Source organism: Nocardia sp. NPDC051990 (genome assembly GCF_040680755.1).
Classification (GTDB): Bacteria; Actinomycetota; Actinomycetes; order Mycobacteriales; family Mycobacteriaceae; genus Nocardia.
On sequence record NZ_JBFAXH010000010.1, the window covers coordinates 114,957 to 135,518 of the forward strand.

The following is a 20,562-nucleotide window of genomic DNA, read 5'->3' on the forward strand; positions in this document are numbered from 1 at the left end:
GGTCCGATCGCGAGGCAGGCCGAAGTATTGGGCTGCGATCGATCCGAGCCGAACAAGCCGATCGCCTGTTGCTCACCCAGGTCATCGCGCGATGCTGCATGGCAGCGCTCGTTCCTATTCGCCACGCATACAACACGTTTCGTGCAGGGGTTTGGTCATGATGTCGCTATGCGATTCGTGAACGCGAAACTGCCGCACGTCGGCAAGCGCTCTAACGCCTCGCCGCGCCGCACCAGGTGGTCAGCGCCTCGGTGAGCCCCTCAGCTGAGTCCTCGCCGACCCACGCCACGTGGCCGTCGGGGCGCACCAGGACGGCCGTTGGCGCGGCCACCTCGCCCACCACCGGCAGCTCCCACGCGCCGTTGTAGGTCGCTAACACGTGCTGAACCCGGTCGGTCCAGGCGCCGGCGTCCAGCCACGGCCCACCGAACTTCAGCAGCATCGGCCGGGCCTGGTGTGACAGCTCGAACACTCGCACCGGGCCATCGGGGGTGACGATGTTGAGGTCCGGCATCCGGCGTCCCAGCAGCGGGTGTCCCGCGCCCAGGTCGTAGGCCACGTCAAGCCCGGTGATCAGCGCCGTGACCAGTGTGCTCGTGCCGTCGAGGCCTAGTAGCTCGTCGAGCAGGTCGCGCAGCGCCTCCTGCCTCGGGTCGGCCTTTTGGAACAGCGACTGCGCCATCGTGTACTTCAGCGCCCGCGCCCCGGCCGGGTGCCGCTCCGCGTGGTAGGTGTCGAGCAGTTCCTCGCCAGAGACGCCTCGCACTACTTGCCCGAGCTTCCAGCCGAGGTTGACGGCGTCCTGCACCCCCAGGCCGATACCGAGTCCACCCGTGGGCGAGTGCACGTGCGCTGCGTCGCCGGCCAGCAACACCCGGCCCTCGCGATAGGACGCGGCCTGCCGCGTGGCGTCGGTGAACCGCGACAACCACCTGGGGCTGTGCACGCCGAAGTCTGTGCCGAACACCCCGATCAACCCTCGCCGCAGCTCCTCCAGCGTGGGCTCGGTGATCGGACCCAGCTCGGCCTCGGTCAGCACCACCCGCACCGTGCCGTCGCCCATCGGGTGCAGCCCATGGATGCCGCGCTCGTCGACCTTTCCGGTCTGCGGCAGCTCCTCGGTCACCTCCACCTCGGCGATCAGGCTGCTGCGCGTTGCGTCCGGGCCCACGAACTCGATGCCGGCCTCGCGCCGCACGACGCTGCGCCCACCGTCCGCGCCCACCACGTACCGAGCCCGTAGCGACCCGCTGGAGGCGAGCCGAACATCGACGCCCTCGTCGTCCGGCACGATGCCGGTGACCTCAGCGCTGCGCCGGATCGGCACCCCCAGCTCCTCAACCCACCGGAGCAGGAGCCGCTCGATGTGATTCTGGAACAGCGCTAGCGTGTACGGATGGCGCGTGGGCAGGCCGCTCAGGTCGAGCCTTGTGCTGCCGAATGTGGCCGCATGCATCGTTTTGCCCTCGGCGAGGAACCGGTCGGCGATTCCGCGCTGGTCGAGCAGCTCAATCGTGCGGGCGTGGATTCCGCCACCGCGCGAGCCCGCCAGGCCCTGGGACTCGCGCCGCTCGAGAACGACGACGTCCACCCCCGCCAGCCGCAGCTCGCCAGCCAGCATCATCCCCGTCGGCCCACTCCCGACGATCACCACATCGTGCATCTCGACCTCGCTCGTTTCGGCACCGGACGGGCAGTATGAGGCACGTGGGGGGCCTTGCCGCAAGCCCCCCGTTGGGCTGTACGTTGGAAGTGGCAAGGAGATGCATGGCCCTTGCTTGGAGGATCCGGCCCGAGGCATCTCCCCCGCTCGGACGAGAACGTCACCAATGGTTGTGCCACACCGAAGTGACCGGGTGGTCGCCCACAGCGTTTGGAGCCGACATGGGCGGAGGCCACTTGCGTGCGGTTCCTGCGCAAGATCGGTGGGCGCATCTCTGCATCGCCGCAGCTTCCGCTGTTCGGCGACGACCAACCACTGGCCGCCAAATAACGCAGAAGATTTCCCGCCACTTTCCGGCAAAGGTCGCACTTCCGCTTGCGTTGCCCAGGTGCTGAGAATTGATCGGTTTCCCGACAGCTCACTTGGTCGGGCCATCGGTACCAGAAGGTCGTCGGCGCTCCCTGGTTGTCTTGGCACATTGCTGCGAGACGGTCGTCTGCCCGCATGGCCTGGTCGCACAGGGCTCGGTTCCGCAAGGCCGGTGCCAGACCCCGATACCCTGGCTGTGGAAACGAACTTCGTCTTGAAAGGTCGTGCGCGCTATGCCGCGGGCAGTAACCCTGATCCGATCGAATGCGTTGTCCGATGTGGCCGAGTACGCCTATGCCGCCACGGCTCCCGCCGACTCGAGGTTGATCTTCCTCGCCGGCGCCTGCCCGCTGAACTCCGACGGTACGACCGCAGCGATCGGCGACTACGCCGGGCAAGCCACCAAGGCGGTCGAGAACATGCGCATCGCTCTAGAGGAAGCAGGTGCCTCCCTCGAGGATGTGATCAGCACCCGCGTTCTGGTGGCCTCGGCGGCCCAGGCGGATCTCGTATCGGCCTGGGAGGTCGTGCGAGATGCCTTCGGCGCGCACGATGTTCCGAGCACACTACTCGGTGTGACCGTACTCGGCTACGATGACCAGCTCGTCGAGATCGAGGCAATAGCCGCTGTCCGCGATACCCGCGACTGAGCAGCCCGCCGCGGCCCCACACAAGTGGCACCACCGCTGAGGAAACCGTTCGAGTCTGACCAGGTCCCGACTCTCACACCTTCGTTCACGAGATACATTGCGCCTCGGTTCGGTCCATCGCACAGTCCGTCCTCGCCGATTGGCCGACAGAAGCCGCGTGCTTCGTCGCGTACATCAAGCCCGCGCTCGGCCACTACCGAGACTCCCCACAAGCCCACCATCTGATGCGACAACTAGGACGGCACAAGGCGTTCCAGAGCCTGTAGACCTCGAGCATCCACGTCACCTACGTCGCGTACACCTCGGGTGATGGGCAACTACGAATCCGAGGAATAGCAGTGGCGTCAGCGGCCGGACCGATGGATGACCTCGCGGGCCAGAGCCCGGTATTGCTCGGCGCCAGCGGATCTGGGTGCCCAGGTGGTGATGGGTTCACCGGCAACGGTGGCGTCGGGAAAGCGGACCGTCCGTGAGATCACCGTGTCGTAGACCCGGTCGCCGAAAACCTGGGCGACCCGGGCCAATACCTGACGCGAGTGCAGCAGGCGCTGATCGAACATCGTGACGACGATTCCGAACAGGCTCAGCCCCGGGTTCAGCCGGTCCCGAACCTTGTCCATGGTGTCGGTGAGCAGTGCGACCCCGCGCAGCGAGAAGAACTCGCACTCCATCGGGACGATCACTCCGTCCGCGCAGGCCAGCGCGTTCACGGTGAGCAGGCTCAAGGACGGCTGACAGTCGATGAGTATGTAGTCGTAGCGGTCCCGAATCGGGTCGAGTACCCGCCGCAGCGAATGTTCCCGGCCGACCTCGTGTACCAACCGAATCTCCGCCGCGGACAAGTCGATATTGCTCGGCAGGAGATCGACGTTGTCGACGCGAGTCCTGATCAGCACCTCGTCGATCTGCGATGGCGACCCCCCGAGCAGGTCATATACCGTCGGTCGCAAGTCATTCAGCACCGCGCCCAACCCTGCGGACAACGCGCCCTGTGGATCGAGGTCGACCAGCAGCACTCGCCGCCCGCATTCCGCGAGCGCAGCACCCAGATTGATGGTCGAGGTGGTTTTGCCGACGCCGCCTTTCTGATTGCACAGGGCAATGATCTGCGCTTCGGTGCGGGGCGCCGAGGGTTCGGAGGCGTTGACCGCACTCACGATTGGCAAACGCTTCGGCTTGTCTCCACCCCGGAGCCACTCCGATTGCCAGGCAGGTCAACTCGCCGCAGGTCGTTTGCCACCATGTCGCCAGGCTAGCGGTTCCGGCCGGTATTGAGCAATAAACCCCGAATGATCCCTTGTTCACCAGCGATCAACGTGTGGATCGCTGACAGTTCACTGAACCGACCGCTTGGTCGAAACCGTTTCGTCTGGAACGAATCCCGACAAGTGCGCACATTCGGGTTGGGCAATTTGTCCGCTACCGCCGGGACACCATGCGGCACGGACACCACCGCGCCGCATCCGAACAACTGGTTCGCGATCGCCGATTCGGGGCAGCTTCGATCGTTGTGCGGACGCTCGTTATGATCACGATCCTCTGCTCACGATCCTCTGCCCGCTGTCCACCCACGAAAAGGAATGCCCATGGCACGCAAGGTCGTTGTGACGCTCGTCGATGACTACGACGGCAAATCCCCTGCCGAGGAAACAGTGACCTTCGCCCTCGACGGCGTCGAATACGAAATCGACCTATCCACCGACAATGCCGGCCAACTGCGTGACATCTTCGAGCCATGGACCTCGAACGCGCGCAAAATCGGCCGCGCGGCTCGGGGCAAGAGCCAGCCCGCGCGCACGGCGAACGACCGCGCCCGCACCGTCGCCATTCGCGACTGGGCCCGCGCGAAAGGCATCGCGGTATCTGCCCGCGGACGGATTTCAGCAGAAGTAGCCCAGGCGTACGAGAAGGCCAACGCCTAGGAAGGCGTCTGAGCACCTTGTCGGTGCCCACTGGCAGGCTACCGTCTATTCGGGGCGCTGCCTCGGGTCCGGGGGCTCTGAGCGCGACCCCGGTGACCAATGTCCGTGGACGCCAACAGCACTGGCCGGAAACCGAGGTGCGCAGTCTCGTGGTGCGCACGGAGGACATCCGAGAAGGATGGGTGCCTGGAAATGCTGAAAGGGTTTTCAGGCACGCTGTAACCGCGTCCGCGACGCCGGAAGGTGACGCCTCGCACCGCTCGTCGAGCACTGCCAGCGAATCGGGTTGCCGCGAGCAACGACCGGCTTCCGCGTCTGTGGGCAGTATTCCGAACCGAACCCAACTGCGGAAATCGTGCATGAATCGTCGTGCCCGTTCAGACACCGCCGACCAGGGCGACGAGCGGATTGGCGAGGAACCGATCGGCGTTCGATCGGAGATACCAAACCCCTGACCCAGCGAATGCAGCCAGGGGTTTCGTCGTGCCGAATTGTGGTCAGCTCTTGACCAATTCGGGGATTGCGGTGTCGAGTTCGTCGGCCTCCTCCGGAACGGCCGGCGCTCGGCCCGGCAGGAGCACCGCCGCGGCGATCACGATCAGTGCCAGGGCGGCGGAGACCAGGAAGGCCAGGCGCATGCCGTCGAGGTGCGCGGTGATCGGGTCGATGCCGTCGGCAACAAGTCCGGAGCTGCGGGCCGACATCACCGTCACCACCAGGGCGGTGCCAAAGGCTGCCGCAACCTGTTGCAGGGTGCCGAGCATGGAGCTGCCGTGCGAGTACAGCTGCTGCGGGAGCGCACCGAGGCCGAGGGTAAAGACCGGGGTGAAGGTGGTGGCCAGCGACACCATCAGCAGGATATGCAGGGCCAGCAGCTGCCAGTACGGCATGGACATCGAGATCTGGGTGAATCCGGCCAGCGCCGCGGCGATCCCGACCGACCCGGGAATCACCAGTACGCGCCCGCCGAACCGGTCGAACAGGCGGCCGACTATCGGTCCGAGCAGACCCATCGCCAACCCACCCGGCATCACCAGCAGGCCGGTCTGCAATGGGTTCAGACCACGGATGTTCTGCAGGTACAGCGGCAACAGAATCATCGAACCGAGCATCGACATGAACGCGATCGACATCAACACCAGCGCCTTCGCGTAGGTGCCGGACAGCAGGACCCGCAGATCCAGCAGCGGGGTGCCGTTGCGCTGCAGGCGCAGCTGACGGAATACGAACAGCGCAATGAGGGCCGAACCCGCCCCGACGATCAGGGCCGGGCTGGTGAGGTCGTCGCTCTCGAACCGGCTGAGCCCGAACACCAGCCCACCGAATCCGAGCGCGGCCAGCACCACACTCGACCAGTCGATCGCCCCGGCTTGCGGTTCACCGATATTCTCCAGCCGACGCAGGCCCAGCCAGGTGACGACCGCTGTGATCGGTAGTACCAGCACGAAAAGCCAACGCCACGAACCGATCTGCAGCACCATCCCGGAGACCACCGGGCCGAGAGCGGGCGCGACCGAAATGGCCAGGGTGACATTGCCCATCACCCGGCCGCGATCCTGCTCGGGCACCACGGTCATGAGTGTGGTCATCAGCAGCGGCATCATTACCGCGGTGCCGCCGGCCTGAATGATCCGTCCGAGCAGCAGCACGGCGAACGACGGCGCGACGGCCGACAGTGCGGTACCGGCCAGGAAGACCCCCATCGCCACGGCATAGGCCCGTCTGGTCGAAACCCGTTGCAGGAACCAGCCGGTGGTCGGGATCACGGCGGCCATCGTCAACATGAATGCGGTGGACACCCACTGTGCCGCCCGCTCGGTGACCTCGAGATCCGCCATCAGACGCGGGATCGCGTTGATCATGATGGTCTCGTTCAGGATCACCACGAAGGTGGCGAGTACCAGCACCCGGATGACGGTCGGCGTCCGCCCTCCCGAAGCGGGGGCGGAAAGTTCGGCTGACATCGGGTGTACCTCCAGAGCATGTCGACAGGGATAGGTGTGGCTTGTTGTCAAGTCATCGGATCGCGCCACAGTGATTCAGACGGGACCGGCGGCTCGAATTCATCGGCACGTGACAGTATTGCGGACGCCACCGACAAGTTCGGCCGCTCTTCCACCCATCGACATGCGCGCCCATCGCACGCGCACTGATGAGAACATGGCATGTACCGGCCCCTCCGATGAATTTCATTGTGCGGCGATGCACGCGTTCGGACCGCTTCGGAGAACAACCTGGTTCGCGGTGCCTTGATGAAGTACGGTCAGGCCATGTCCGAGGACTGTGTAGAGCGATCCGAGGTAGCGCAATCCAACACCTATAGCTGGGAGATTGTCGGCAGCGGTCCAGCCGGGGAGTCCATTGTCGACTCCGGTGACGGCGAATTCGGAACTCCCGATGACTGCACCGGCCGCACATGCAGTAACCATGTCGAGGTCGGCACCGCGGTGCTCGACCGGGTCGTCGCCGACATCATGATCGAATACCGAAACGCGGTGCTCGACGCCCGGCTCGAGGACGAACCCGACCCTGCCCCGCCGCTGGACCAGGTCAGCATGCAGGTCCGGGACGGCAACGGCGCCGAAAAGCTCTCGGCGACAGCAACATTGACCTTTCCCGTAGTCACCGTCGCGGACACCGAAAGCCACCGTAAACAAGTGGCGTTGGCCGAGAAACGGGAGCGGCGGCGGCGCGAACGCCGCGATAAGGCCATCGCCGCGGGCACCGCTGCCCCACGGTCGGGACCAGCCGATCCCCGACTCGCCGGACTCATCCTCAACCTGCGCGTCGAAGCCGACACCGTGCGCGAGGAAGTCCCCGACGCCGACCACTGCCGCGAACAATTGGCATTGGCCCAGAACACCGTCCAAGCCGCCACCGAGGCAGCGGCGCGGGCACGAATAAGCGGCACGCGAGGCGAGTTCGAACATGCCCACGCCTTCATCCAACGCTGGACGCCACGCATCAACCGGTGGGCCGCATTCCTCGAACTGACCACCGAGGCGTACGCCGACGCGGACGCCGTCGACGCCCTCGCTGACCGCATCAGCCTGCAACCCCCAGCCGACAAGTAGCTACTCGGCACGGAGTACACGAATATCGAAAGCGGGCGAAAAGACGCGAGCCCCCGTGCGCCGCTGCTTCCTTATCGGCACACAGGGACTCCGCAATGGTTGTGCCCCGGAATCAGGGGGTGGAGTAGCCGATCAGGGCACCGATGCCGGCACCTATCGGGACGGTGACGAGGGCACCGACGCCGCCGAGGAAGAAGCCGATCACCGCGCCGATACCGGCGCCGATGAGCGCACCGATACCGGCGTTGTACTGCTTGCGGGCGATCGTGTCGGAGGCTTCATCGATTGCCTGCGCGGTCCGCGTGGTGTCGGATTGCGCGGTGAGGGTGAGGGTTCGGCCGTCGTTGGCGATCTCCGGCGCGAGAGCGACGGTCCCGGCCGCCGTCTGCAGTCCCAGTGGTATCGAGGTCACCGCATTGCCCGCGGCGTCGGTAAGGGTGACCGAAAGCGCATCGGCGGCAACGGTGAACCGTCCGGCCTCGACGGTGGTGCTGACTCCTCGACGATCTGCTGTCGGTGCGGTGACGAAGTTGATGCCGTGCTCGGTTGCCTGCACGGTGACATCCGTTGCAACCGGCTGTGCATGCACTGCGCCCGCGGTGATGCCGGTCGCACCGATCGCGAGCAGGGCGGTGGCGGCGAACTTGGTAGCGCTCATGGTTTTCCCCACATTTCATCGGCTATCGCGCGCCGACACGTCCCCGAAAGCCCGTGCCGGGCCACGTGATTCAGTCGACCACAAAAGTGATCGAAAGGTAATAGTACCGTCCGGGGCACAACCCCCGCGGTCTACAATCACGGCTGCGCTTCGACAAGGACGCCTGCCGATCATGTTGTCGCCCAACATGTCCGGCATCACCATCTCATCGGGAGTCATCCCAGCCCCGATTGGGACCTCACGGTCGAATACCCTGCCGACGCACTCATGCACGGCACCCCGGCCGGACGATCCGGCCACCCCGACACCATCGCCACCTACCTCGCCTCCGACGATGCGACCTTCGTCCATGGAACTGTCATCGATGTCCACGGCGGTCGTACCGGGTCGCCGACATCGCCGATGCTGGGTCATTCCACCCGCATCCCAGTGACGTACATCACTTCATATCGTGTCATATTTCGGCGAGCAGCGGTGTCTCGAGGGCATGACCGAACACCACACACGCCATAAAGTCGTAGTCATCGGCGGTGGTTACGCTGGAACACTCGCGGCCAACCATCTGCGGATGCGCACCGATATCGACATCACGCTCGTCAATCCCCGCCCGAATTTCGTCGATCGAATCCGGTTGCACCAGTTCGTCGCCGGCACCGGCGACGCGATGGTCGACTACAGCACGCTGCTCGGCGAAGGCATCCAGTTGGTCGTCGACAGCGCCACCCGCATCGACACCGCGACCCGTAGGGTGCGGCTGGCGTCGGGTCGCGCACTGGATTACGACCACGTCATCTACGCGGTCGGCAGCACCGCGGCGATACCATCCGTCCCCGGCGCGGCCGAGTTCGCTTTCCCCATCGGCGAATTCGAGTCCGCGCAGCGGCTGCGCGCCCAGCTGGAGGAGTTACCCCTCAATGTTCCGGTCACCGTGGTCGGCGGCGGACCGACCGGCATCGAGACAGCCGCCGAACTGGCCGAACAAGGACGAACGGTCACGCTGGTGTGCGGCGCAACCCTGATGCCGTCACTCAGCGCGCCGGGACGCCGGTACGTCGCCAAATGGCTGTCCCGGCACGGTGTTGCCGTGTTCGAGAGCGATTTGGTGACCGAGGTCCGGTCGGACGCGATCGTCTTCGCCTCCGGTACGGTGCGGCCGAGCGCACTCACCATCTGGACAACAGGTTTCGGCGTACCGCGATTGGCCGCCGAGAGCGGGCTGCGGACCGACATGCTCGGCCGGCTACTCACCGACGAGACGCTGACCAGTATCGACGACGACCGCATCGTGGCGACGGGCGACGCTGCCGCGCCGTCGGGACAGCCGCTGCGGATGAGTAGTCAGGCCGCCGGGGCACTCGGGGCGCAGGCTGCCAACACCGTGCTGAGCCACATCGCGGGGACCGAACCCGCAGTGATCAACCTTGCCATCATCGGGTCGTGCATCAGCCTCGGTCGGCGTGTCGGCATCCGACAGCTCGCCCGCAGAGACGACACTTCGGTAAACGTCTACATCGGCGGCCGCATGGGCGCGCGGATCAAGGAGGTGACCTGCAAGATCGGGCTAGGAAAGATCCGTCGCGAGGCCCGCAAGCCGGGTTCCCTGATCTGGCCCAAGGGCGGCCCGCGTCCCGCGCAGCCGACGTCCGCGACACCGGTGGTCGCGGCCGCATGACGACCGACGAGCATGCCGACCGGTTCACCGTGCTGCGACCGCTGCTGTTCACCATCGTCTACGAAATCCTCGGCTCGGCAACCGAATCCGACGACGTGCTGCAGGACAGCTATCTGCGGTGGGCCGAGGTGGACCTGACGACGGTGCGCGATACCAAGTCGTACCTGGCCAAGCTGGTGACCCATCAAGCGCTCAACACAGTGCGGGCCGGCGCGCGCCGACGCGAGGACTACATCGGCCCGTGGCTGCCCGAGCCGCTGTTGATCGACGAGCACGACGCATCGGCTGACGTTGTGCTCGCCGAATCGGTGTCGATGGCGATGCTCGTGTTGCTGGAGACACTCACTCCCGACGAGCGTGCGGTATTCGTGCTGCGCGAGGTGTTCGGCTTCGACTACGCCGATATCGCCGCAGCGGTGGGCAAATCTGTGCTGACGGTGCGTCAGGTAGCGCACCGGGCCCGCGAGCACGTGCAGGCACGGCGTAAACGCTTCGAGCCCGTCGACGCGCCGAAGATCACGCAGATCACCGAGCAGTTCATGACAGCGGCGGCCACCGGTGACACGGAACGATTGCTCTCGCTCCTCGCTCCAGACGCCACCTGGACCGCCGACAGCGGCGGCAAGGCCGTTGCGGTGCGCCGGCCGGTGGTTGGCGCGGAGAAGGTGGCCCGATGCCTCATAGAGCTGTTCCACAAGGCGAGCAGGACGCCGAACCTGCGGACCGAGATGGTCAACTGCAACAACACGCCCGCCATGGCCGTCTACGGCGGCGACCAGCTGGAAGGCGTCTTCCTGATCGAAATTATCGACGACAAGATCACCAACTTCTACGCCATCCGCAACCCGGACAAACTCGTCACGGTGGCGGTTCCGCGCCGGATCAGCAGGTAGAGGAGAAATCACATGTCAACGGATCCAGCAACAAGCAACAAAGCGGCATTCAGCCGCATCCACGATGCCGTCAACAGCGGCGATGCGGAGGTCATCGCGAGGACGATCGACGAGGTCATCGAGCCGGACTTCCTGTTCCACGCACCAGTGCCGATGGGCGCGACGGGGGCGCAGGCATTGAAGAATGTGTGGGCGGTGCTCCTTCGCGCCTTCCCCGACGTTCACGTCACGGTCGAGGATGTGATCGCCGAGGGCGACAAGGTCGTCTTCCGAAACACGGTCACCGGAACCCACCAGGGCGAGTACCGCGGCCTGCCACCGACTGGCAAATCCGTCACCTACAACGAGATCTTCATCGTCCGCTTCGCCAACAGTCGAATCGCCGAGATCTGGGGCGTCGTCGACGTCTTCGCACAGCTGAAACAACTCGGCGCCATCCCCACCTAGAGCGTGTGTCGAAGTAGCAGGTGGGCTAGCACCGTGCAGCGGTGCCAGCCCACCTGCTGTTTTCTGAAATATGTCCTGCGCCCCTGGACAGTGACCCCTGGTAGGCCGGTTACGACCGGTCGTCCGGATCGCTGCCGGGCGATGACGCACGACGAAGTGGCCAAACTCGCCGTCCGCTACCTCGCCACAATCCACATCGCCGCTATCAACCAATGGCTCCGCCACCAAGGCGCAGTGGGCGGGCCCGTGGCCCGCCCACTGCGACACACGCCCTAGTCGGCGCGGCCGATTCGTGCGGGTCTCCAACTCGACGGCGGCCACGGTCGCAGGACGAAATGTGCTGAGCTGCGGGATGATTCGCGTCTTTGACGCCGCAAACTGTGTCGCGAAATTCTGGGTGACAGTCCTGCGTGCTCATCGGCCCGCAGTACCTGTTGGAAGGTGAAAGCGTCGGTCCGGCGTGCGGCTTGCGCACCGTCCGCCGACGCGACCTGCGGCATCCAGCGGCACACCCAGCCCGTTGCAGCCACACCCACAGAAGTGCGACGCCACGCATTCAACGATGTGCCGGAAATGATCGACAATGGGTGTATGGCGACAGTGCTGCTGGGCGGCGACGTCATGCTCGGCCGGGGTGTGGATCAGATCCTCCCGCACCCCGGTGATCCGACGCTGCACGAACGGTATGTCGAAGATGCGCGGACGTATGCGGAACTCGCGGAGCGAATAAACGGTGAATTCACCCGTCCCGTGGACTTCCGTCATCCATGGGGTGACGTCCTGCCGATTCTTGCTCAGCTCGCCCCGCAGGTGCGACTGATCAATCTGGAAACCGCGATCACCGCCGATGGCGCGTTCGCGCCCGTCAAGGGCATCCACTACCGCATGCACCCGGACAATGTGCCGGTGTTGACCGCGATCGCGCCGGTCGTCTGCGCGCTGGCCAATAATCACATTCTCGATTTCGGTATCCAAGGGCTGGCCGACACCGTGGCAGCACTCGATACCGCGGGCATCCAGCGCGCCGGGGCAGGCGTGGATTTCGACAACGCCCGAGCCCCGGCAATATCGGAACTCGATGACGGACGGCGCGTGGTCATCGTCTCGGTCGGTGCGGGGTCGAGCGGGGTTCCACATCATTGGGCGGCTCGTCACGATCAGCCGGGGCTCTGGTGGATCGGCGATGCACCGAATATTCGCGCCGCCGACGAGGTGGCCGCAGAAGTATTGGCGCTCAAGCGCGCTGACGATATCACGATCGTCTCCGTGCACTGGGGGCCCAACTGGGGCTACAGCGTACCGCTGAGCGAAAGGCAATTCGCCCATCGATTGATCGACGCCGGAGTCGACCTCGTGCACGGGCATTCCGCACACCATCCGCGGCCGATCGAGATCTACCGGGGCAAACCGATTCTGTACGGGTGCGGGGACGTCATCGATGACTATGAAGGCATTCGCGGCTATGAGCGGTACCGCCCGGATCTTCGCCTGCTATATCTGGTGTCCATCGAACCCGGCGCGATGCGGACGCGACTGATTCCACTGCGGATCCGGCATATGCGTCTGGAATCGGCCGCGCGCAACGAATCTCGATGGCTGTGCGAAATGATCGAGCACACCAGTCAGGACTTCGGTACCCGGATCGCACCGCGGCCCGACGACCTGCCGGTGGTGTTCAAGACCGCACAACGCTGAGATGGCGAAGGAACCAGTCGCGGGCCAGATCCGCCACTTGCTCGAGCGCACCGGGCTCCTCGAACAGGTGCGTCGCACCGGGCACGACATCAATCTCGCTCGGACACGGCATCCGCAGCTGGGCCGCGCGATTGAGTTCCAGCACCTGCCGGTCGTTACCGCCGACAATGAGCAGCGTCGGCGCGCGGACGTGCGCCAACCGCGGACCGGCCAGGTCAGGGCGGCCGCCACGGGACACGATGGCCGCGATCTCGGTGCCGGGTTCGGTCGCCGCCCACAGTGCGGCACCGGCACCGGTGCTGGCCCCGAAGTATCCTGTCGGAAGCCCGCTCAGTACCGATCGCGTGCGCAGCCCGCGGGTCACCGCGACGAGACGATCAGCGAGCAGCTCGATATCGAAAACCCGGGCGCGGTCACCCTCCTCGGCGGCGTCCAGCAGATCGACCAGCATGGTCGCGAGTCCCGCCCGATTCAGTACATCGGCGACCAGCCGATTCCGCGGACTGTGTCGGCCGCTACCGCTGCCGTGCGCGAAGACGACCAGACCGGTGGAGGTCTCTGGGACGGCCAGTATCCCTGTCAGCCGGACGGACTCCGACGACACGATAACCTCTTCTGTCCGCATCAGGGGATCGGATGCGGAGGGCAACATCGAACACCTCCTGATATCCGGAGTACCCGCTCGTTCGGTCATGTGCAAGCGCCGGTCAGGCCGGTGCTCCGTTGCGCACTTCCACTCGTCGGTGTCGAGGTTGTAGGAGGCGCTCCCGCTACGTCGAATTCGGCAACGGTCTCGTCGGCAAGGTCGACGCCGACTTCCTTTCCTGGCCAACGCTGGTCGCACCAATCGTCGCCCCATCGGCCGAATTCGCAACCGAGAAGGCCGAATTCGCCGCCACGCGGGGTCCTGGTTCAAGGCAAATGCGCGGCGCTGAATCCCACTGCGGCACTGATGAAATCGTCGTATCGGGCGTGGGCACTCGGATTGACTCCGCCGCCACAAACCGGGTCACCGGCCGCGCAGAAATCGGCGGTGCGGGCCAGGTACTGGTCGGGAACACGCCACCCGATCGAGCGCAGCGGGTCACCGAAGAGCAGTACGACGGCCACTCGGTCGGCAAGATCGCCCGGCAATTGCACCATGCCCGGCAGTCCGGCGACGATACCGGTGCCGAGTGCGGCGTGTACCACACCCGCGCCCAGCGAGTAGCCGGCCAGGATGAACTCTTCGTCCGGACAGGCCGCAGCCTGAGCAGCGACGTGTGCGACCAGATCAGCGCTACCCGTACCCACATCCGTGAGATTCGCAGGGTAGTTCACCGGATACGCTTGCACGCTCATCGGCAATGCGTGCCGCATCGCGTCGTACAGCGGATCACCGACGAAGGTTCCGAGGTACCCGGGTTCCTGGGTCCCCCTGGCCATCACCAGATCCACCGCGGCACATGATTGTGCCGCCGCATGCGGACCGAGCACGGCACTCGCCACGATCAGCAAGACCGCGAATGTCGATGCGATCGGCCACCTTTTGAGTAGAACCACCTTTCGGTCGCCCATTTGCTCACCTCTCACGCCGTTGTGAGAAGTGCTTCCTCAGCCCTCACGTCATTGTGAGGCGTCGAGTGACACTTGTCAGAGACAAGTTTCAATGGTACTCCGCCACCGAGGCGCGGGGGCAATGAAAATCGGCCGTCTCGGGGCCCGATAGGCGCCGAGACGGCCGATTATTTCAGCAATCCAGAGGGTCAGCCGGGCAGGCCGGCCTCGATGGCTTCGATGATGCGGGGGCGCAGTTCGGCGGCACGGATGATGGCATCGACCGAACCGACCTCGACCGCCCGCTGGATATTGTGCACGCGGTCGAATTCCGCTGCGACCTCGCCGAGTTTCTCCGTGCGAACCGACGACCGGACCTCGTCACGTTCCGCGGTCAGTGCCGCACGGTCGGCGCCGACAGCGTTCGCGGCGAGCGCCTCGAGATCCCGCACCCGCGGATCGGCCGCCGTACGCGCATCGACATCACCGGAGAACACCACCGCGGCCGCAGGGGCGCCGCCGAGCACCGAGGCGAACGAGCCCTCCAGCGCGAGCACGGTCATATTCGGGTTGAGCAGCTTCGAGAACACCACGAACGCACCACCGTGATACCGCGAGATCACGCAGAACACGATGGGGCCCTCGAAATTCACGATCGCCCTGCCGATCTCGGCACCGTATTCGAGCTGCAACTTCCGCATCGATTCCGGCGAGCCGTCGAAGCCCGACAGGTTCGCCAGCACGACGAGCGGCCGATTGCCGCTGGCCCCATTGATCGCCCGCGCGGCCTTCTTCGAGGACTGCGGGAACAACGTGCCTGCCGTGTAGGTGTCCGGGCCGTCGGTGGACGGATAGCCGCGGCGCGGCACTCCCCTGGACTCGATGCCCAGCAGGCACACCGGGATACCGCCGAGTCGCGCATCCTGCACAACGGCCGTCTCGGCGTCGGCCATCCCCGCCCAGCGTTCCAGCACCGGATGGTCCTGATCGGCCACCGCCCGCATCACAGTCCGGATGTCGAACGGCTTCTTGCGGTCCGGATTGGCGGTGGCGGAGAAGATCTCGCCGACCGTGGTGAAGTCGCTGCCCGCCACGACATGCGGGAAATCGGAGATGTCGCGATCGGCCGGGTCGCTGGTGCCCGACCGTCGCGGCGACTGCTCACCAGGCGCCACATAGGTGTGGTCGTAGTGCGACATCAGCACATCCCGCGCGGCCAGCAGGTTCGGCGCCCAGTACTGCGCCTGCCCGTTCGGGCCCATCACCCGGTCGTAGCCGCCGATACCGAAGTTGTCCTCGGCCGACACGCCACCGGAGAAGTCCAGTGCCTGCTTGCCGGTGAGCACCATCGCCGAATCCGGCGTCATCACCAGCACGCCCTTGGTGTGCATGAGCATGGTGGCCTCGGCGTTCCAATACGGCTGCGCACCGACATTGATGCCCGAGACCACGATATTGATCTCGCCGCCGTCCTGGGTGAATTCGACGATTCGCTTCAGCGCCGCCGCCACCCAGTCCATATTCTCCGTGCCCGATTGCATCGAGATTCGGGCGCCGGAGGACAACGCGTACCACTCGAGTGGCACCTGCATCCGTTCGGCCAGGTCCAGCGCGGCGATTACCCGACGGCACTCCGGTTCCGAGAGCGCGCCGAGGGATTTCGTCGGATCACCGAGCAGCACCACCCTGGTGACACCGTCTGGATACTGCTCGGTCGGTGTAGTGACCACGCCCGCGACGATCGCGGCCTTATTGCGTCCCTTCGGCCGGTCGACCGGTACGAGTGTGTGGCCCGCGTCGAGGTCGTACTCAGCGAACTCACCGAGCAGACCGGTCAGCTCGTAGGGGTACACGGTGTTGCGGCTGCTGGCCCGCAGCACCTTCTGCCGGTACTCGTCGAGCGGCTCGACCACCTCGTCGGACCGCTCGCCGATGGTCACCTCGGTGCCGCCGGTGGCGTCGAAGGCGATACGCACGGCGACCTTGATCAACTCACCGGTCTTCCGGTCCCGGTGCCGTGCGATGAGCAGGATCTCCTCCAGCCCCGCGCCCGCGGTCGTCGGCCGCACCCGATCGACGATCATCTCCAGTTCGGCGCGGGTCACCTCGACCGGCGGCCAGATGTACATCACGATCCGGTTGGTGTGGAACCGCTTGGCCGACGGCCGCTGCGACTGTGCCCGGCGGATCGAGTCGAGGCAGGTGGCGATGGTGCTCTCGGCCGTCGGCAGCGCCAGCAACCGGCCGTCGTGCTCACGCAGCGCGGCCAGGTCACGCACCTGCGCGAACGCGACCAGACGTTCGTCGGACGCGTTCTCCTTCGCGATGCAGCGGAACAGGTAGATCTCCTCATCCGAGGACGGGAGCCGAGTGAGATCGAACTTACGCAACCGCTTCATCTGCATCCGCTCCGCGATGTACGGATGCAGGCCGCGGATCAACCGCTCCTCGACCATGCCGGTGGCGGACGGGCGGAAAGTGAAGTGATGGTGCATCACCGCACCGCCGCTGCCCGCGACGGTCGCGGTGATCCGGTGGATCTGGTTCGGCAACCGCCGCACACCGAGCCGTTCCTGCAACGCCGCCGCCATCGCGTCGAAGTCCTCCGGCTGCTTCTCCCAGCTCAGGTAGATATCGACCTCGATGGACGCGGCCACACTCGCCAGTTCGGTGAGACCGCGCAGCACGGTGTCGAGCGCATCGAAACTCACCGCCGCCGACACCAGGCTCAGACCCCGGCGCTCGGCGATCACAAAGGTGCACCCACCGGCCTCCCGGGTGTGCACACCGGCCAGACCCTTGTTTCCGTAGTACCGACGGGTCAGCACCTCGAGCATGGCCGTGTTGTCCGCCAGGCCGCGCACCAGCCGCTGACCGAGCAGCCGCACCAGCGGCTCGGTGCTGCGCACCATCTCGGAGATGCGATCGGCGCGATCGGGTGTTTCCGGATGTGCGTCGAGGTGGCTCAGCTGCTTACGGACATTGGTGTAGACGCGGGCACGGTTGCGCCGCAGCAGCGGCTGGCCGAACCAGGAATACACCAGGCCGCGGGTGAGGTCGGCGATCACGGGGAATCGCACCTGCGTCGCGGCCACCAGCCGCTCCAGCGCCAGACCGACCGGCTCGCGCAGCGCCCGGTCCGGCACCGGCTCGCGCAGCCACTCGCGCAGCAGGGTGGTGATGACCGTGACGGTGTCGGACGGCCGCTGCTGGGCGAGGAAGATCCGGAAGACCGCTGCCTCGAGCTCAGGGGAACGATCCAGCTCGGCGACACCGTAATGCCCGAGCGCCTTGGCGAGTTTGGCCTGATACGACTCCGGCAGACCGGCCCGCTCCACATCGAGGCTCTGCAGGTAGGTGTGGAAGTACTCGCGGGCGCTGTGGACATGGCCCTGGCTGCCGTCCTCGTCCGAGGAGCGATTGTGGCTCAGTTCGGACAGGTCGGAGAACACCTGCACCAGTTCGATTTCGTCGGCGAGCGGGCGGCGGTTGTCCGCCATGGCCGCCCGGCGCACGGCGAGGTAGTGGTCGAGCACGCGGCGCTCGTCATGCGGGTCGACGTCGAAGCCGAGCAGCAAACTGCGCAGGTCCTGCAGGCTGCGGGCCGGACCCTCATGCGGCCGGACCGGTGCGGGCTCGCCCGGCAGGTCCAGCTCGACCGACTCGACCGCCGCGGCGTCCTCGGCCTCGTCCTCCTCGGCGAGCGGTTCCAGCCGCAGCAGCGGCGCGCCGGTCTCGACCTGAGTGCCGACCGAAACCGCGCATTCCTTCAACCGAGCCCGGAACGGCGCGCGCAGCACCGTTTCCATCTTCATGCTCTCCAGCACCAGAACCGGTGCGCCCGCCTCGACCTCGGCACCGACCTCCAGCGGCGTGGCAACGACCAGCGCGGGCGCGGGCGATCGGACGACACCGCCCTCATCCCGGCTGATCCGATGCGTCACACCGTCGACATCGACCAGATGAATCGTCCCGTGCGTGCCAGTGATCACGCGGTAGCGGGTGCCGTTGACCACGATCTGCCCGGTGTGGCGGTCGAAGCGCTCGAGATCGACATCGGCCGCGCGCATATCGCCGCCCGCCTCGATGCCGATGCGGAACCGATGCGCACCGATCCGCGCGACACGGACCCGGTAGCCGACGCCGCGCAACTTGAGCTCATGCGGTCGGCCGCTCTCGTGCTGCACCTGGGGACGGCCACCGGCCGCCGTGGAAAGCAGCCGGTGCCGCTCGACGCGCTCGTCCTCTTCGTAGGCATCGATGGCGGCGACGGCCACCGCGATCGCGGAGTGGCGATGCGATACCAGGCGCCCGTCGGCGCGAACGCGGTCGATCCAGCCGGTGTCGGCGCTGGCGTCGATCACCTCGGGCTGGTTCAGCAGGTCGAGCACGAAGCTCTTGTTCGTCGCGCCGCCCTCGATGACGACCCTGGTCTGCGCCACTGCCCGGCGCAGCCGGCCCAGCGCTTCGTCGCGGTCGCGACCGTAGGCGATGATCTTGGCGATCATCGAGTCGAAGTCGGCGGGAATCGTGTCGCCCTCGCTGACGCCGGTATCGACTCGAATGCCCGGCCCGGCGGGCAGATCCAGCCGCGCGATGCGGCCCGGAGCGGGCGCGAAGTCGCGGTCCGGATCCTCGGCGTTGAGCCTGGCCTCGATCGCGTGTCCGCGCTCGGCCGGCGGTTCACCCTCGAGCTTGCCGCCTGATGCGACCAGCAGCTGCGCCCGAACCAGGTCGAAACCGGTGGTGTACTCGGTGATCGGGTGTTCGACCTGCAGACGGGTGTTGACCTCGAGGAAGGCGAACAGCTCGTCGCCTGGGTGGTACAGGAACTCGACGGTCGCGGCGCCGCGATACTCGACCGCGATCGCCAACCGCTCGGCCGACGCCTTGAGTTCGGCCGTCTGCTCGGGACGCAGTACGGGTGACGCCGACTCCTCGATGACCTTCTGATTGCGCCGTTGCACCGAGCAATCGCGGACGCCGAGCGCCCACGCGGTTCCCTGGCCGTCCGCGATCACCTGGACCTCGACATGCCGGGCGCCGGTTACCAGCCGTTCCAGGAAGACCACGCCACTGCCGAAGGCGCGCGCGGCCTCCTGACGGGTGCGCTCGTACGCATCGACGAGCTCAGCCTCGTTCGTGATCACCCGGATACCCCGGCCACCACCACCGGCGGTCGCCTTCAGCATCAGCGGGTAACCGATCTCGGCGGCGGCCACGCGGGCCGCGTCCACGGTTTCGACTGAGCCGCGGCTCCACGGCGCGACGGGCACGCCGACTTCCTCCGCGATCAGCTTCGCACCGATCTTGTCACCGAGTTTGCGCATGGCCTCCGGGCTCGGGCCGATGAAGGTGACGCCGATCTCCTCGCAGAGCTCCGCGAACGCCGGATCCTCCGCGACGAAACCCCAACCGACCCATGCGGCATCAGCCTTGGTCGTCACCAGAGCGAGCTCGAGCGCCTTCAGATCCAGATACGGGCGCGCGGACGCCGGACCGAGGTCGTACGCGATGTCGGCCTCGCGCACGAATGTCGCGTTCCGATCGACATCGGTGTGCAACGCGACGGTTTCTATCGGTCGCCCGGTCTCCGCGGCCAGATCTCGGACGGCATGGATGAGCCGCATAGCGGCCTCTCCCCGGTTCACGATGGCGATGCGGCTGAACACTCGCCAACTCCTTCCACTCCATAGCACTGGCCCGGTCGGGCGACGGTTTGCGACTGCCGGTCCCGCGTAGTCTGCACCTCGATCGCGCGTAGGTACACAACGTCAGGTGGTTACCCGCGCGTATCGTGGGAAATTCCTTCTATGCGCCTATGACACTAGTGGCGGAATTCCTCGGCGGGCCGGCTTCCAGTACCGTACCCATGATCGGGTCGTAGTCGAATTGCGTGTCGATCAATGCAATCAAAACGAGCGGGAGCGTCGATTCGCGTCCGATCCTTGCCGGATGCGTTGACCTGCAACCTCTCTCTCGT

The 20,562-nt window shown here is 65.9% G+C and carries 13 protein-coding genes and 1 pseudogene; 7 read left to right on the forward strand and 7 right to left on the reverse strand.

Annotation, left to right across the window (positions count from 1 at the left end; translation table 11 throughout):
- Window positions 1-211: 211 nt before the first annotated feature.
- Window positions 212-1,663: an FAD-dependent monooxygenase gene (locus AB0L63_RS20095; RefSeq protein ID WP_364502775.1), complete on the reverse strand. Its 1,452-nt coding sequence runs from the start codon at window positions 1,661-1,663 to the stop codon at window positions 212-214.
- Between the two features lie 602 nt (window positions 1,664-2,265).
- On the opposite strand from AB0L63_RS20095, the gene AB0L63_RS20100 reads away from it, so the two are divergent.
- Window positions 2,266-2,682 carry a Rid family hydrolase gene (locus AB0L63_RS20100; protein WP_364502778.1) on the forward strand — a complete coding sequence of 139 codons (417 nt, stop codon included), beginning with the start codon at window positions 2,266-2,268 and terminating at the stop codon, window positions 2,680-2,682.
- Between the two features lie 344 nt (window positions 2,683-3,026).
- Here the strand turns inward: AB0L63_RS20100 and AB0L63_RS20105 are convergent, their stop codons facing one another.
- Window positions 3,027-3,839 carry a ParA family protein gene (locus AB0L63_RS20105; protein ID WP_364502781.1) on the reverse strand — a complete coding sequence of 271 codons (813 nt, stop codon included), beginning with the start codon at window positions 3,837-3,839 and terminating at the stop codon, window positions 3,027-3,029.
- 429 nt (window positions 3,840-4,268) lie between these two features.
- On the opposite strand from AB0L63_RS20105, the gene AB0L63_RS20110 reads away from it, so the two are divergent.
- A complete protein-coding gene (locus AB0L63_RS20110; protein ID WP_364502784.1) occupies window positions 4,269-4,604 on the forward strand; it encodes an Lsr2 family protein in 336 nt (111 codons plus the stop codon).
- A 497-nt stretch (window positions 4,605-5,101) separates the two neighbouring features.
- Here AB0L63_RS20110 and AB0L63_RS20115 read toward each other — a convergent pair whose 3' ends face one another.
- The gene (locus tag AB0L63_RS20115) at window positions 5,102-6,568 is read right to left on the reverse strand and encodes an MDR family MFS transporter (RefSeq protein ID WP_364502787.1); all 1,467 of its coding nucleotides are present in this window, start codon (window positions 6,566-6,568) and stop codon (window positions 5,102-5,104) included.
- 306 nt (window positions 6,569-6,874) lie between these two features.
- Here AB0L63_RS20115 and AB0L63_RS20120 point away from each other — a divergent pair, with 306 nt between their 5' ends.
- Window positions 6,875-7,678: a hypothetical protein gene (locus AB0L63_RS20120; RefSeq protein WP_364502790.1), complete on the forward strand. Its 804-nt coding sequence runs from the start codon at window positions 6,875-6,877 to the stop codon at window positions 7,676-7,678.
- A gap of 112 nt (window positions 7,679-7,790) precedes the next feature.
- Here AB0L63_RS20120 and AB0L63_RS20125 read toward each other — a convergent pair whose 3' ends face one another.
- Window positions 7,791-8,336 (reverse strand): hypothetical protein, encoded by a 546-nt coding sequence (locus AB0L63_RS20125; protein WP_364502793.1) that lies wholly within the window; start codon window positions 8,334-8,336, stop codon window positions 7,791-7,793.
- Between the two features lie 487 nt (window positions 8,337-8,823).
- Between AB0L63_RS20125 and AB0L63_RS20130 the strand changes: the two genes are divergently transcribed.
- From AB0L63_RS20130 to AB0L63_RS20145, 4 genes are all read left to right on the forward strand, one after another.
- Entirely contained in the window at window positions 8,824-10,008 is a 1,185-nt protein-coding gene (locus AB0L63_RS20130; RefSeq protein WP_364502925.1) for an FAD-dependent oxidoreductase, read from the forward strand.
- Complete coding sequence (sigJ, locus tag AB0L63_RS20135; RefSeq protein ID WP_364502796.1) at window positions 10,005-10,901, forward strand: RNA polymerase sigma factor SigJ; 897 nt, start codon at window positions 10,005-10,007, stop codon at window positions 10,899-10,901. Before AB0L63_RS20130 ends, sigJ begins: the two co-directional genes overlap by 4 nt.
- 12 nt (window positions 10,902-10,913) lie before the next feature.
- A complete protein-coding gene (locus tag AB0L63_RS20140) occupies window positions 10,914-11,348 on the forward strand; it encodes an ester cyclase (RefSeq protein WP_364502799.1) in 435 nt (144 codons plus the stop codon).
- 591 nt (window positions 11,349-11,939) lie between these two features.
- The gene (locus AB0L63_RS20145; protein ID WP_364502802.1) at window positions 11,940-13,043 is read left to right on the forward strand and encodes a CapA family protein; all 1,104 of its coding nucleotides are present in this window, start codon (window positions 11,940-11,942) and stop codon (window positions 13,041-13,043) included.
- Here AB0L63_RS20145 and AB0L63_RS20150 read toward each other — a convergent pair.
- The 3 genes and pseudogenes from AB0L63_RS20150 to AB0L63_RS20160 form a co-directional block, all read right to left on the reverse strand.
- Window positions 13,024-13,620, reverse strand: a pseudogene (locus AB0L63_RS20150) (phosphoribosyltransferase); the annotation flags it as partial. The gene AB0L63_RS20145 and the pseudogene AB0L63_RS20150 overlap by 20 nt on opposite strands.
- A gap of 335 nt (window positions 13,621-13,955) precedes the next feature.
- Window positions 13,956-14,600: a cutinase family protein gene (locus AB0L63_RS20155; RefSeq protein WP_364502805.1), complete on the reverse strand. Its 645-nt coding sequence runs from the start codon at window positions 14,598-14,600 to the stop codon at window positions 13,956-13,958.
- Between the two features lie 188 nt (window positions 14,601-14,788).
- A complete protein-coding gene (locus AB0L63_RS20160; protein WP_364502808.1) occupies window positions 14,789-20,251 on the reverse strand; it encodes a carboxyl transferase domain-containing protein in 5,463 nt (1,820 codons plus the stop codon).
- Window positions 20,252-20,562: the final 311 nt, after the last annotated feature.